The sequence below is a fragment of the Maribellus sp. CM-23 genome, from assembly GCF_021354595.1.
In the GTDB taxonomy this organism is placed as follows: domain Bacteria; phylum Bacteroidota; class Bacteroidia; order Bacteroidales; family Prolixibacteraceae; genus Draconibacterium.
The window spans coordinates 500,985-516,753 of sequence record NZ_JADWYJ010000005.1 but is presented as its reverse complement, the minus strand read 5'-3'; the positions used below and the strand labels follow the sequence as shown (position 1 = coordinate 516,753).

Genomic DNA, 15,769 nt, shown 5'->3' with positions numbered 1-15,769 from the left:
GTGCCATTACCAGCTACTTCGGTAAATAATTCTTCCAACCTGAATTTTTCCATCCAGATTGAGTTTATACAGATAAATGCCTGTTGCATCGTGAGTAGGTTCGTATTCGACCCTGTTCATTTCACCACTCAGAACCTGACGGTCCAGAATTCTGGCTACCCGTTGTCCTGTGATGTTGTAAATTTCAAGGGTTCCATAAGCATCTACTGCTGAAACAAATTCGAATGTCACTTTCTCCGTGAACGGGTTCGGGTAAACCTTCAGACTGCTTGGAGCCAATTTAGTCTCGGTCAATGTTACAATCTCAGCACTCTTACTCGGAACCTTACAGGTGATCAACTCATCATCGTAAGTATAACTACCACTAACATAGTCCGTTGTCAAAGTACCAGGAATATGACAAGAAACTGCATGCGCAATCAACCACATTCCATCTCCACTGAAATCAATCAGTTCGTGTGGAATAGTAATGGTGTAATGCGTTACCATATTCAGGCCGGTAATATTTACTGAATATTGACCGGGAGATACGCTTGCAGAACCGCTACCTGTTATTGCAAACGGATAACCTTCACAATTCAGGTTTACATGAATCTGACTCATGTAGTACGGACCAAAAGTGGTGTATTCTACAATAATATCGCCATTGGCAGCATAGGTCACTACAGCCTCACCGATTTTTGGTGTGACAATTAAGCAACTGGAATTACCTTCATAAAGATCTAAAGTGTAAACTGAGTCTCCGCCGGAAACAGCAGGAACAATCCAGTTAGCCCATCCCCAGTTGCTAAATGTGTAGCCAACATCGTTTTCCATGAAGCATACACTATCAGCACGTACTCCATACGCAGTTCCACATTCTTCACAAGCAGGCAAAGTAAATGTGCAAGTTATCGTATCGCTGGTACAATAATCTGAAGCCCAATATTTGAAGGTCAGAGTACCTCCTGTTGAAAGATTGATACCTGATAACGGCGGAACTTCAGCTATATTATCCTGAACCATTCCGGCGCAACCTCCTTCGTAAGTAAATCCAGCTACCCAGGCGTCATAAGCACCCTGAATATCCGTACTTCCACATTGCAGAAGCGTATTGTTGCATGATACTTTTATTGAATCACGGGCTGTAACGCCAAAGCTGGCACTTACCATTGTGGTATCACACAGATCAGTGATGGTCCACGTTACAAGTACTGTATCTCCCTCACAAATCGATGGATAAACATCGTTCCAGTCGTCAGACACCTGTGGATCACAGCCTTGCGGATCTACCTGGGTTTGAATAGCCAGGGTAATAGCATCGAACCAATCATCAAAATCAGACTCAACGCCAGACTGGTCGCTGTATTCACATGAACTGTGGTATTCACTGGACGGATCGCTTACTACCAGATCCTGTACGGCACTTACGCCAAAGCTGGCACTTACCATTGTGGTATCACACAGATCGGTAACAGTCCAGGTTACAAGTACTGTATCGCCTTCGCAAATCATCGGGTAGACATCGTTCCAGTCATCAGATACCTGCGGATCACAGCCTTGTGGATCTACCTGGGTTTGAATAGCCAGGGTAATAGCATCGAACCAGTCATCAAAGTCAGACTCAACGCCAGACTGGTCGCTGTATTCACAGGAACTGTGGTATTCACTGGACGGATCGCTTACTACCAGATCCTGTACGGCACTTACGCCAAAGCTGGCACTTACCATTGTGGTATCACACAGATCGGTAACAGTCCAGGTTACAAGTACTGTATCGCCTTCGCAAATCATCGGGTAGACATCGTTCCAGTCATCAGATACCTGCGGATCACAGCCTTGTGGATCTACCTGGGTTTGAATAGCCAGGGTAATAGCATCGAACCAGTCATCAAAGTCAGACTCAACGCCAGACTGGTCGCTGTATTCACAGGAACTGTGGTATTCACTGGACGGATCGCTTACTACCAGATCCTGTACGGCACTTACGCCAAAGCTGGCACTTACCATTGTGGTATCACACAGATCGGTAACGGTCCAGGTTACAAGTACTGTATCGCCTTCGCAAATCATCGGGTAGACATCGTTCCAGTCATCAGATACCTGTGGATCGCAGCCTTGCGGATCTACCTGGGTTTGAATAGCCAGGGTAATAGCATCGAACCAGTCATCAAAGTCAGACTCAACGCCAGACTGGTCGCTGTATTCACAGGAACTGTGGTATTCACTGGACGGATCGCTTACCACCAGATCCAGCACAGCACTTACACCAAAGCTGGCACTTACCATTGTGGTATCACACAGATCGGTAACGGTCCAGGTTACAAGTACTGTATCGCCTTCGCAAATCATCGGATAGACATCGTTCCAGTCATCAGACACCTGTGGATCGCAGCCTTGCAGATCTACCTGGGTTTGAATAGCCAGGGTAATAGCATCGAACCAGTCATCAAAATCAGACTCAACGCCAGACTGGTCGCTGTATTCACAGGAACTGTGGTATTCACTGGACGGATCGCTTACTACCAGATCCTGTACGGCACTTACGCCAAAGCTGGCACTTACCATTGTGGTATCACACAGATCGGTAACGGTCCAGGTTACAAGTACTGTATCGCCTTCGCAAATCATCGGGTAGACATCGTTCCAGTCATCAGATACCTGTGGATCGCAGCCTTGCGGATCTACCTGGGTTTGAATAGCCAGGGTAATAGCATCGAACCAGTCATCAAAGTCAGACTCAACGCCAGACTGGTCGCTGTATTCACAGGAACTGTGGTATTCACTGGACGGATCGCTTACTACCAGATCCAGCACTGCACTTACGCCAAAGCTGGCACTTACCATTGTGGTATCACACAGATCGGTAACGGTCCAGGTTACAAGTACTGTATCGCCTTCGCAAATCATCGGGTAGACATCGTTCCAGTCATCAGACACCTGTGGATCGCAGCCTTGCAGATCTACCTGGGTTTGAATAGCCAGGGTAATAGCATCGAACCAGTCATCAAAATCAGATTCAACGCCTGATTGGTCGCTGTATTCACATGAACTGTGGTATTCACTGGACGGATCGCTTACCACCAGATCCAATACTCCACTTACACCAAAGGTAGCTCTGGCAGTATCTGTTGTACACCCATCGTCAATCGTGTAAACAACGTTGATGGTGTCACCCACACACAAAATTGGTGGATTTAAACCGGCTGTACCCACTCCCTGAGCTCCGCAACCGCCATCGTTTGTAACTTTAAATTCGGCCAACCAATTGGCAAAGGTGGTATCTAAATCTACCTGGTCAGCAAAGTCACAACTTGACTTATTGACCATACCAGGACCAACTACGTCGACATGCTCCGGTGTTGGAACGGTAAAGGTAGCAAAGCAAGTATCACTTAATTCACAGTAGTCAGAAACGATCATTTCGATGGTTATACTCCCTCCACATTTATCGGGCTCATTAATCGTATCCAAATCAACGATTATACCATCCACCTTGTAAATAGTGTCGAGCGGATCAGTTCCTCCGTGTACAAAGAATACAGTATCCAACCAATTCAGGAAATCTGTTTCAATTTCGGTTTGAGAAAGACACGATTCAACCGTTATGTTGGAGCATTCGACAAAAACAGGATTGTAATCCGGCTGTGTTACCTCGGCACCACACCCCGATCCGTTTGGATCGAATGAATCATAAACTTCCACGGAATAAATTCCCGGTTCCAGACCATATAATGTATCTGTCAGGCTTGCCGTTATGGTTGTATCAAACGGAGCTCCGTTTTTCGTCCAATAATAGGAATAAGGCGGGTATGCACCGTTTGGATTCGGTGTAATTTCTGCCCATACAACACCATTGGCTGCACCAAAGCAATCAATGTTGATAGAATAAGCCTGACATGTTGGAGCAGTTGGTGTCCACCTGATTGTATCATTACAACTTGTTTCACAGCCAAAAGAATCTATTACCGTAACATAGTAAACTCCGTAACCCGGAGCCCCGGAACCACCGGAAAGTACAGTTAAGATACTATCATTTTTAACAGAATCGGGAACGAAACCTCCTCCGCCTGCGGTCCATTCGAAAGTATAGGGAGGCATACCTCCATTAACGATTACGGTAGCAGTTCCATCGAAGGCCAGATAATGTGTTTCATCGGTCGTAACAACGGTACATTCCGGGTTATTATGAACTGTTATTGTAAATGAATCAACGGCGAAACACAACGGATCTTTTTTGTTTTCGCTACGAACCCAGAACATGGTATCTCCCACATTAACCGTTTGCATGGTATCTAAACCTGCTCCACCCAGATAAGCTGCTGCTGAATTATCGTAAAAAAAGATATTGCCATTATGGCTATCTGTCACAGCATCATTCAGGTTAAATTCTTGCGTATCGTCTCCATTTTCGCAATCAGAAAGATTTTGTACCTCAACGCCGGTAATAAGTTCGAATCCGAAAAGGAACGGACCGGCAAGGTCTTTTAATTCTGCCGTGAATGAGGACGATGACCGTGTTTTAACGATCAATGATCCCAGTCTTTTATTACAAGCGTCTCCCCCAAATGCATCCAGTCCCAGATGTGTCAAATTAATGGCAAATTCGGTAAACTGGTATTGTTCGTAATAATCATTTTGGGTTGCCTGCGAGCCTAACTGAGTTCCCCATGGAGGTGCAGGAGGATCAGGAGGCGTGGTAATATTTATAACAGCATAAACAGAAGGATCATTACCTCCACCAACGGGTTGAATATCGGCATAGCCCCAACCATCAGCATCTTCGCCCGAATCGTACGGACCGGTCAATTCAAATTCCAATGAATCCGGCATAGTCATAAGAAAAGCATAGTCTGCATCTGAAATCCATACCCTTACATGGCCAACCGGATTGGTTCCACCTTTTGTGTAATCGATTGAAACAATTAAATCACCTGCTGACAGTACCTGCCCTTCCGGACCAAATTGCCAGGCGGTATGACCGCCTTCATCTCCAGTCCCCAGTAATGAATCGACGCCATTGTAATGAACGTCTGAATTGGCAAAAAATTCATAGTCCGCATGTGAATTACCATCCGGAGAAATCGTGCTAAATGCTCCCATTCCCCAAAGTTCATCAGTAGTGGTATCCATACACATAAATCCCATTACATCTATCAGGTCATTCTTTTGCGGAACGCCATGTTCTCCTACATTCCAGGTTTTCGGATTATCTCCGTTTTTATCCTGGGTAGTAGTAAACGTTAGATAGTCCACCCTTCCCTGGGTTGCATTCCAGTCGCGGTAATAAACCGCATCAATCCAAGTGATATCTCCGACCTGGGTATTTCGCTCCATACTCATCCTGAGTGTAAAGGAAGCATTCTTGTCTGCCGCACATGCAGCAATCAGAGAATCCTGCTTCGATTGATCAATCACACCTAGTCCAGGACCGGGATAAGGAATGTTAAAGATGCTATCACTAACAAACCAATCATCAACTCCTACATAAGCAATACCCGGAGACCAGGAATAGTTTGCATAGAGATCCCCATCAATACCAAAATTGGCCTGAACGGACGCTCCTTGCGTAACGATCTGACTGTGGGCAAATGAAGTACCGATCAGGATAAAACATAAAAAGGCAAGGCAGCGGCACCAATATCGGAACGCAAACCTCGCCCAAACGGGAAATCTTTTTAATCCCGTGCGCGTCATGTAATTCTTTTCCATAATCTGAAAGTTTTAAGTTAAAAACTTAATCGCTTATCAGATCACCGTCAAATAAACTCCTTTAATTACAGCACTCTCTTGTGGTTTCTTGTCTCTAATAATTGGCGGGGTAAAGAGAATAATAAGTTCTGCCTCTAATCAATTTTAACAAGGTAAAAGGTACAACAGAAAAGGGGGCGTAGTCAATCAGGATTTATACTCATTTCTTGGCAAGTAATCCCCTAAAATGAGATTTTGGGTGAATGAAAAATTACGTAAGAATATGATGCCGGTAGGCATACTTTACCATATCAGCAGTAGTATTGATCTTTAGTTTTGACAGAATATTTCGCTTATGAGTTTCCACGGTACGCGGACTGATATTCAATTCAGAACCTATTTCCTTGTAAGTCATTCCACTTGAAAAAAGCTTTAAAACAGACACTTCCCTGTCGGTTAGCCGCTGATCCTGAACCTTGTGCTTTCGCGACTGGATGGAACTTTTGAATATCCTCCAAACCTTGCTGTTGAAATATTCTTCACCTTCTTTCAATTTTTTTATGGCTTTTACCAGTTCTTTTCCATCCGAACTGTTAAAAACAAAGCCCTTAACTCCCAGGCGAATGTACTCTTCAAAACAATCGGCGTAGTTGGCACTTACTATCAGCAGTAACGGGGTAGTAGGAAATGAGCGGCGAATTCTTTTTACTGACTTCATCCCGGAATTATCTCCATGAATAACATCTATTATAATTACATCCGGAATGGATTTGCCCAACTGCCTGATCAACTCTTCTTTTGTTTGGGCAACGATTACTACATCACATTGTTTTTCACCGTTAAGAATGGATGCTATTCCTGCGCCCAGGAGGGTAAACCGTTCCAAAATCGCGATTTTACACATGGCTTTTAACTTTTCAGATTCATGATAAATGGTTCATTCCTCTACAGCTGACCTAGCGCCATACTTTCTGATTCAATCTACACCCCAGACAGAAGGTTAATAATCAACTATAAAATCCATTCATCAGTCAACTTTTAAAAGCCATTTAAAATCTATTTTGCAAAGGGCAAGGTTCTGCAATTCCATGTACAATTTACGTATAAAATCGTATATAAGTCAATCCGTAAATATCCTTAATCATATATGATGAGAGTACGTAAGCAAGCAAAATAATCAATCCGTTGCACCTGATCAATCTAAACGACGAATTGACAGAACACCTTCAAAAAACAGGAGTATTAGCTATTACATACTAAAATATATACAGTTACACATGTTTACACATTACTTTTTTATGCGGGAACCTTCCTGCCAGGAATAAATCAGGAAACAGAAAAGGGGCTGATTTTCGATCAGCCCCTTTGTCGAACCCTGCCCTTGGCAGAATTCCCCTGAATGTATATCAGATAAAAAATAAGGGTCTACAATTCCTGGTTATTACTCCCTTTTGTAAATAACCCTTCCAATTTGAATCTCACCGTCCAAATCAAGTCTGTACAGATAGATACCTGAGACTTCGTTGGATGGTTGGAACTCAACTTTATTCAGTTCTCCGCCAGTAACGAAACGATCCATTAACCGGGCCACACGTTGACCGGTAATGTTGTACAGTTCAAGTGTTCCATATGCATCAACAGGCGATACAAATTCGAAAGTTACCTTGCTGGTGAACGGGTTCGGATAAACCTTCAGCTGTCCTTCGGAAACAACTCCAACTTCTTTGATTTCGGCACTTTTCTTACCATTTGTTCTTGTGGTTAGTATAGTTGCCGACGCTAATGAGACATCAGTCCTAACCGTTTCCGGACAATCGCAAGTTGGTATACATACCACTGAATGAACGATTACAAAAATGTAATCACCATTTGATACACCTGTTAGTTGAACGTCGAGACCGGTTGCCGGTGGTTCGTTTTCCCAAACTACTGTATACTGACCGGGAGCAACGGTGTATTCACCTTTATGCTTACCATTTCTCCATGTTGGATACATGTTGGTACCGGCATAAATATGCGCCTCACTAATTACATATCCTTCCTCCAGATCGTACAGCACGTTCATGGTAGAACCACTAAAGGTTAAAGTAACGGTTCCAACCCAGGTACCTTTGCTCAGGTCGCATTGTCCGGCTCCGGCATAAACATCCAGCGTGTAAACAGAATCCTGACCAACTTTGACCCTATTGGTCCATCCCCATCTGTTAAATACAGCTGTATCCGGTTCATCCAGGAAGCATCTTGCACCAATTTCGGTCGTATAAGGTGCAGGTCCCAAATCCGGTTCCGGGAAGCGGGCAAACGCCGTTTCACAATCGCCTTCAGATTCGGTAAACCGGTACAGAGTATCCGTTGCTGTTGAAGAGTTTCCACAATTGTCCTCAGCGTAGAATGTATAAATCCAATATTCATCGCACTTGTTTGGATCTGATGGATCAACTGCCACTTTATTGAGTGATTGAAGAGTTGCATTACCTTCTCCCTGACAGTCGACATATGTTGCTGTGGCGTCCGGATCAGCGTTACAAGTTGAATCCTGCAAAATGTTGATTGTAATAACAGGTGCATCCAAATCATAACCTACCTTGAACGTGGCCATACAACTGTCAGCCTGTTCACAGCTGTCCCATGCTTTGAACTTGATCGTGATTGAATCACCGCAGGCAAGTGCTGTTGCTACATTGCTTAAATCGGTTTCTTCGGTATTGCAACCTCCTTCTGAGCCAAACTCGGCAAGCCATGCATTGAATGCAGTGGTTACTGAATCCTGTGTCAGACAGCTGCTCAGTGTCAGGTCTCCCGGACAGTTAACTTCCAGCTCAGGTGCATAGTCTACTTTGAATGTTGCCATACAACTGTCAGACTGTTCACAGCTGTCCCATGCCTTGAACTTGATCGTGATAGAATCACCGCAGGCAAGTGCTGTTGCTACATTGCTCAAATCGGTTTCTTCTGTATTGCATCCTCCTTCTGAGCCAAACTCGGCAAGCCATGCGTTAAACGCAGTGGTTACTGAATCCTGCGTCAGACAGCTGCTGAGTGTCAGATCTCCCGGACAGTTAACTTCCAGTTCAGGTGCATAGTCTACCTTGAACGTGGCCATACAGCTGTCGGCCTGTTCACAGCTGTCCCATGCCTTGAACTTGATCGTGATTGAATCACCGCAGGCAAGTGCTGTTGCTACATTGCTTAAATCGGTTTCTTCCGTATTGCATCCTCCTTCTGAGCCAAACTCGGCAAGCCATGCGTTAAACGCAGTGGTTACTGAATCCTGTGTCAGACAGCTGCTGAGTGTCAAATCTCCCGGACAGTTAACTTCCAGCTCAGGTGCATAGTCTACTTTGAATGTTGCCATACAACTGTCGGCCTGTTCACAGCTGTCCCATGCCTTGAACTTGATCGTGATCGAATCACCGCAGGCCAGTGCTGTTGCTACATTACTCAAATCAGTTTCTTCGGTATTGCATCCTCCTTCTGAGCCAAACTCGGCAAGCCATGCATTAAATGCTGTGGTTACGGAATCCTGTGTCAGACAGCTGCTCAGTGTCAGGTCTCCCGGACAGGTAACTTCCAACTCAGGAGCATAGTCTACCTTGAACGTGGCCATACAACTGTCAGCCTGTTCACAGCTGTCCCATGCTTTGAACTTGATCGTGATCGAGTCGCCACACGCCAGTGCTGTTGCTACATTGCTTAAATCGGTTTCTTCGGTATTACAACCTCCTTCCGAGCTAAACCCGGCAAGCCATGCATTAAAGGCAGTAGTTACTGAGTCCTGTGTCAGACAGCTGCTGAGTGTCAGGTCTCCAGGACAGTTTACTTCCAGTAACGGTGCATAGTCTACCTTGAACGTGGCCATACAACTGTCGGCCTGTTCACAGCTGTCCCATGCCTTGAACTTGATCGTGATAGAATCTCCGCAGGCAAGTGCTGTTGCTACATTGCTCAAATCGGTTTCTTCGGTATTGCAACCTCCTTCTGAGCCAAACTCGGCAAGCCATGCGTTAAAGGCAGTAGTTACTGAGTCCTGTGTCAGACAGCTGCTCAGTGTCAGGTCTCCAGGACAGTTTACTTCCAGTAACGGTGCATAGTCTACCTTGAACGTGGCCATACAACTGTCGGCCTGTTCACAGCTGTCCCATGCCTTGAACTTGATCGTGATAGAATCTCCGCAGGCAAGTGCTGTTGCTACATTGCTCAAATCGGTTTCTTCGGTATTACAACCTCCTTCAGAGCCAAACTCGGCAAGCCATGCGTTAAAGGCAGTGGTTACTGAATCCTGTGTCAGACAGCTGCTCAGTGTCAGGTCTCCAGGACAGGTAACTTCCAGCTCAGGGGCATAGTCTACCTTGAAGGTGGCCATACAACTGTCAGCCTGTTCACAGCTGTCCCATGCCTTGAACTTGATCGTGATAGAATCACCGCAGGCAAGTGCTGTTGCTACATTGCTCAGATCGGTTTCTTCGGTATTGCAACCTCCTTCTGAGCCAAACTCGGCAAGCCATGCATTAAATGCAGTGGTTACTGAATCCTGTGTCAGACAGCTGCTCAGTGTCAGGTCTCCAGGACAGGTAACTTCCAGCTCAGGGGCATAGTCTACCTTGAAGGTGGCCATACAACTGTCAGCCTGTTCACAGCTGTCCCATGCCTTGAACTTGATCGTGATCGAATCACCACAGGCAAGTGCTGTTGCTACATTGCTCAAATCGGTTTCTTCCGCATTGCAACCTCCATCTGAGCTAAACCCTGCAAGCCATGCATTAAAGGCAGTAGTTACTGAGTCCTGCGTCAGACAGCTGCTTAGCGTCAGGTCTCCCGGACAGGTTACCGCCAAAGCTGGTGCGTACTCTACCATGAAAGTAGCTTCACAGCTATCCATCAGTCCACAATAGTCTGTAACTATCATTTTAATTGTCACAAGGCCTCCACATGCCGATGGTGCATCCACGGTATCTAAATCTGCTATAATATCATCTACTTTATATATTGTATCAAGTGGATCAGTTCCACCGCTTACCATAAAAGCAGTATCCAACCAATTGGCAAAAGCCAGATCTACCGCGGACTGGTCCATACATGAGTCAAGTGTTAAACTTGAACATTCGACTACAACAGGATTATAAGGAGGTTCTTTGATTGTATCTCCACAAGTCGTAGTATTCGGATCAACGCTGTTTTTTATCTCAACTACGTAAACTCCAGCACCCAAGCCAAACATGGTGTCAACCATGCTATTTGTTACAGTCGAGTCTAAAAATACCTGGTCGAATCCTGTCCCTTTGTACCAATAATAAGTATATGGAGGGAAACTATCCGGTCCGGTTGGAGTCACTACGGCCCAGGCATAACCAGTTTCTGCTCCAAAACATTCAACATCAGCTGTAAAAAGCTCACAAGTTGGGGCTGTAGGAGCCCATCCAACTGAGTCATTACACGATGTTGTACATCCGTTGGCATCCACTATATTAACATAGTATCTTCCAATACTCAAACCATATATGCTGTCAGTTCCCTGTCCTCCTCCAATTGATCCATTGTTGGTTGACCATATGTAAGTAAATGGTCCTTCTCCTCCGGTAACTGTAACCTTGGCTGTTCCATTTGTAGTAGAAAAGTTAGTCTGATCCGTAGCCGCAACGCTACAGGATGGATTATCGTGAACTGTCACCATAAACGAATCTACCGCAAAACATCCCTGATCATCAGGATTTGAGCTTCGAGCCCAAAACATGGTGTCGCCTACTGGCAGAGTTTGGTTGGAGGAAATCGCGTTTACAGGTGGATTTGCAAATGCATCCGCACTCGAAGCATAAAATGTTACATTCCCGTCGCCAAAGCTGTCTACAGCTGTCATTAAATCAAACTGGTTCAATCCATCATCACAAGAATCCAGATCCATTGCCACAATTTTGGTTTCCAGATCATATCCAAAAAGCAATGGCCCAACAAAATCATGCATCTCAGATTCAAAACTTGGCGAGCTTCTGGTCTTCACCAACAGGCTTCCCAACGTTTTGTTACAAGCATCTCCACCAAAAGCATCCAGTCCTAAAAATGACATGTTAATCGCAAATTCAGCAAATTGAAGCGGAAGATACTCATCGTTTACATCGGCTTGCGGACCTTCTATAGTTCCCCAAGGCGGTGCAGGTGAAACACTGTCAATGTTTACCACTGCCCAGGCAGCCGGATCTCCTCCTGCCACTGCGGGTTCTATTTCTGCATAGCCAAAACCAACACCAGATTCAGTAGTGAAAGCTCCCGTAAAATTGAAAGATGAACCAGCATCGAAATTTGCCAGCCCGTTCGTGTAGTCAGTTTCGCTTACCCAAACACGTATACTGGCCACAGGGTCACCACCACCTTTTTCGTAATCTATACTCACAATCAGGTCTCCGGCTGTTAATACTACCCCATCTGCATCAAACGTCCATGAAGTATGACCGTGATCCGTGCCGGTATTGGTAAAATGTGATCCATCATATCCTACCTGATTGGCAAAGAACTCAAAATCAGCATGAACAGATCCTGAAGTCGACCGGGTCGAAAAAGCCCCGATTCCCCAAACATCTCCGCCAGGGTCCTCTCGCATATGACCATAAACATCAATTAGGTCTCCTTTTTGATAGGGATCTTTAATACCAACATTCCATGTTGAAGGATCCTGAAAGTTTTTATCCGAGGTCCCCGCAAAAGCAGTACTGTCTTTCCCGTTTCCGGCAGTATTGTTGTCTCTCGCGTATACGCCGTCGATCCATAATACTGAATCTCCGGGAGATGAAGGAATCTCCAATTTGGAGTTTCTCGGCACACCCATCCTAATTGTAAAACTGAAATTCTCATCAATTGCCATCTGGGCAATGATCGCATTAATAAATGCAGGAGATGGTGTAAAAACCGGTGATCCGTTCCCGGGATACAGCAACAAATTCTCAAACCAGTCGTCTGTACCACTAGCTGTAGTTCCTGAAAGTGAAGGATCCAATAAATAGTTCGTGTAAACATCCGCATCTATTCCAAAATTCGCTTTTACAGCTGCCCCCTCAGTAACAATCTGACTGGAGACAGAAAGGGTTGAATAGCCGACAATAAATGCCAAAAGAAAGAAGCGACAACACCAGTCCAGTGTTCGCTTCAACAGTCCAGATCGCAACATTTGTGCGTCTGGTAGTTCCAGGTAATTTTGTTTCATAATCTGATGTATTAAAATAAGTTCGTTTTAACAGTATCAGATCACTTCAAACATAGTCCAAATACAGTATCAGGCAACGGGTTATGCAGTATAAACGGGGTAAATTCAAGTTCTGCTTCCGGTTCAATTCTCGTTAAAGCAAGTTACAACACGGGTGTCCCCGCTGTCAATCAGGTTTACTACGCAATTAATGCAAGAAAAAAATACCAATTAAACACCTTTTTGCATTTTATTCATAATTGAACATTTTCTCACAACGACCAACACTAATTTACGGATAGTCTATATTCCAAATGGTTCTCTCAGAAAATGAAAAACGTTACAGACTGCCGCAAAAAGGAGTAAATAGTCTGTTTTTTGAAATGTTTCTTTGATCTCGCTGACTTTAAGAGAATGCGCATTTATGCACCCAAGCTACAAACAAACTGTACGTAATTTTCCGTATAAGTTAAAAGGAAATTACGTACATACGTGTGACTTAAAACCCACTTAATGTAAGGTCTGAGAACCTCATCATATAAAGGAAAACGGAGGCTATCCCGTAAAAGATGTAGTATTTACGTTGACAGGAAATTGTCATTTACCTTCGATTTGGCCGAAGCAGCAAATCACTGTATTCGCCCGCATCGGCAAATACTTCGAGCACGACCGGTCCTTGTGTACTAAATGCCGTCTCGAGCGCTTGTTTATAGGTGCCAAGATCCGTTGCCCGAAGAACAGGTACTCCAAAATAATGGTTGGTGGATACTTCGGCAAGCAAGTCCAGATCGGTTCCATAATGCGGGTTGTAAGCTTTCTTTTTCTGTTTGATATGGATGAGTGACAGGCTTTGGTCGTAGATCACTACAAACACAATATTCAGACGAAGCCTTTTTGCCGCTGCCAACTCGCCAACGGTCATGTAAAAACCCCCATCGCCCAACAAAGCGACCACCGGAAGCGTAGGGTGATTCAACTTGGCAGCCATGGCCGCGGGAATCGCAAATCCCATCCCCGACCATCCGTTTGTCATCAACAATTTTTCGGGTGAGGGCGTTCTCCACTGCTGCCCCAGCAAATGCAGATGAGCCCCAACGTCCACGGTCAAAATCCCTTCCGGGGGCAAGGTTTCTCTTAGCTCGTGCAGAATTGCCCGCGGCCCAAAAGTTTCAGGTGGCGGCAACAACTTTTGAAACATCCTGCGTTTTCGTTCTGCCAATTCATCCCGGTCCCACTTTTTTGATGGGCTGTTTAGTTTTAGCAACTCCCGCAAAGCCATCTCAATGTTTCCGCTTACATTCAAAACCTCACGAAGTTTTCCGGTATCTACATCGGCTTCTTTTTCATCAATATGAATCAAGGGAACCGCCGGCATCCAATCTTCATAGTTAAACTCTACCGGATCGTAACCAATCCCGACAACCAAATCAGCTTCGCCATGCGTTTCCGCAACCACATCCGACAAAGCATGAAACAGCACTCCAGCATAAAGAGGATGATCTTCAGGAAAAATGCCTTTTGCCATGGGAGTTAATACCACCGGAATATTGTTTTTCTCTGCCAACTCAACAATCAAATCCTTTACCCCGGCCCGCACCGCTGCCATTCCTACAGCCAAAACCGGCTTTTCACTTTTCCTCCAAAGCCTTTCTATTTTTCGGACCTGCTCGGGCACCAAAGGAGACCATCGTTTTTTCTCCACACGCAGGTACTCCAGTTCGGTTCCAGTCTCCTGAACCAGCTGTGCTCCGATACCTGCGGGGACTCCGATATGAACCGGCCCCGGAACATCGGAAGTGGCAATGCCGGCCGCTTTCAAAATAATATCTTCCACATTGCCGGCATTCATGCGCGTGCTGTGTTTTGTAAGCGGAAAAAACAACTGCTGATGATTGACATTCATTTGCACCACCCGGTTCAATAAATGATCGGGCATCTCGTCGGTAAAAGCAAGAAGCGGCGAGCGGTCGAGTAAGGCTTCTCCAACACCGGTGCTTAAGTTAGTGGCCCCCGGCCCGAAAGTGGCAAAACACACTCCCGGAATTCCGGTGATCCGCCCGCAAACATCAGCCATGATGGCTGCTGTAGCCTCGTGTCCCACTAACACAAAATCGATCCCCTCTTCCTCCCGAAGAGCCTCGATGTAATCAATCATGTTTCCACTGGGAACGCCAAATACATAACGCACGCCTATATCGCGTAAGGTGTGCGCAAATTGCTGTGCTACCGTTGGCATAAGAGTTTCATTTTCAATCATGGAATATACAATAAATGAGGGCAAGAAAAAAGGCTCTTTTAAAAGAACCTTTCCTATTTATTTTCTTATGTATTTACGTTCCAACAGGTGTGGGGATTACTTTCTTCGCTTAACCAAAGTACCCGAAACGATGGATTTAAAATAATCCGATTTAAGCCTTCAACTGTTCTTCCACCGAAGCCAGTTCTACATCAGGAATGGTAATCTGATATTTTGCCTGCATATAAAACTCGTTTCGCTTTTTTAAGGTATCATCGATAAAAGCGACCAGTTCGTCGCGCGATTTTCCTTTAATTAGCGGGCGCTCGGTTTTCGAATGAAGCAAACGATCCGCAAGAATGGTTGGGTCAATATTCAGATAAATGGTTTTACCGGTGCTGTTCATGAGATCGATGTTGTCGAAAAAACAAGGCGCTCCTCCCCCGGTAGCAATCACAATGTCGGTGAACTCAGAAAGTTCTTCCAGGGCTTTTCGTTCCTTTTTGCGGAATTCAGCTTCTCCCTCTTCCTCAAAAATTTGCGGAATGGTTTTGCAGTTTCTTTCTTCAATGTAATGATCCATATCCACAAACTGCACGCCCAGATGCTTCGCCAATCTTCTGCCCAACGTGGATTTTCCACTCCCCATGTATCCGATCAAATAAACTCTCATCCAAAATAATTTAGTTGAA

The 15,769-nt window shown here is 45.0% G+C and carries 5 protein-coding genes; all 5 read right to left on the bottom strand.

The window, feature by feature from the left end; genetic code table 11:
• Positions 1 to 6: 6 nt before the first annotated feature.
• The 5 genes from INQ51_RS18390 to INQ51_RS18370 all read right to left on the bottom strand — a co-directional run bounded on the left by INQ51_RS18390 (position 7) and on the right by INQ51_RS18370 (position 15,750).
• A complete protein-coding gene (locus INQ51_RS18390; RefSeq protein ID WP_233379416.1) occupies positions 7 to 5,691 on the bottom strand; it encodes a T9SS type A sorting domain-containing protein in 5,685 nt (1,894 codons plus the stop codon).
• Positions 5,692 to 5,941: 250 nt separating this feature from the next.
• A complete protein-coding gene (locus tag INQ51_RS18385; protein ID WP_233379415.1) occupies positions 5,942 to 6,574 on the bottom strand; it encodes a response regulator transcription factor in 633 nt (210 codons plus the stop codon).
• 537 nt (positions 6,575 to 7,111) lie between these two features.
• On the bottom strand, positions 7,112 to 12,862 hold the full coding sequence (locus INQ51_RS18380) for a T9SS type A sorting domain-containing protein (protein ID WP_233379414.1): 5,751 nt from the start codon (positions 12,860 to 12,862) through the stop codon (positions 7,112 to 7,114).
• Positions 12,863 to 13,442: 580 nt separating this feature from the next.
• Positions 13,443 to 15,077: a thiamine pyrophosphate-binding protein gene (locus tag INQ51_RS18375; protein WP_233379413.1), complete on the bottom strand. Its 1,635-nt coding sequence runs from the start codon at positions 15,075 to 15,077 to the stop codon at positions 13,443 to 13,445.
• A gap of 172 nt (positions 15,078 to 15,249) precedes the next feature.
• The gene (locus INQ51_RS18370; RefSeq protein WP_233379412.1) at positions 15,250 to 15,750 is read right to left on the bottom strand and encodes a shikimate kinase; all 501 of its coding nucleotides are present in this window, start codon (positions 15,748 to 15,750) and stop codon (positions 15,250 to 15,252) included.
• Between the last annotated feature and the right edge of the window lie 19 nt (positions 15,751 to 15,769).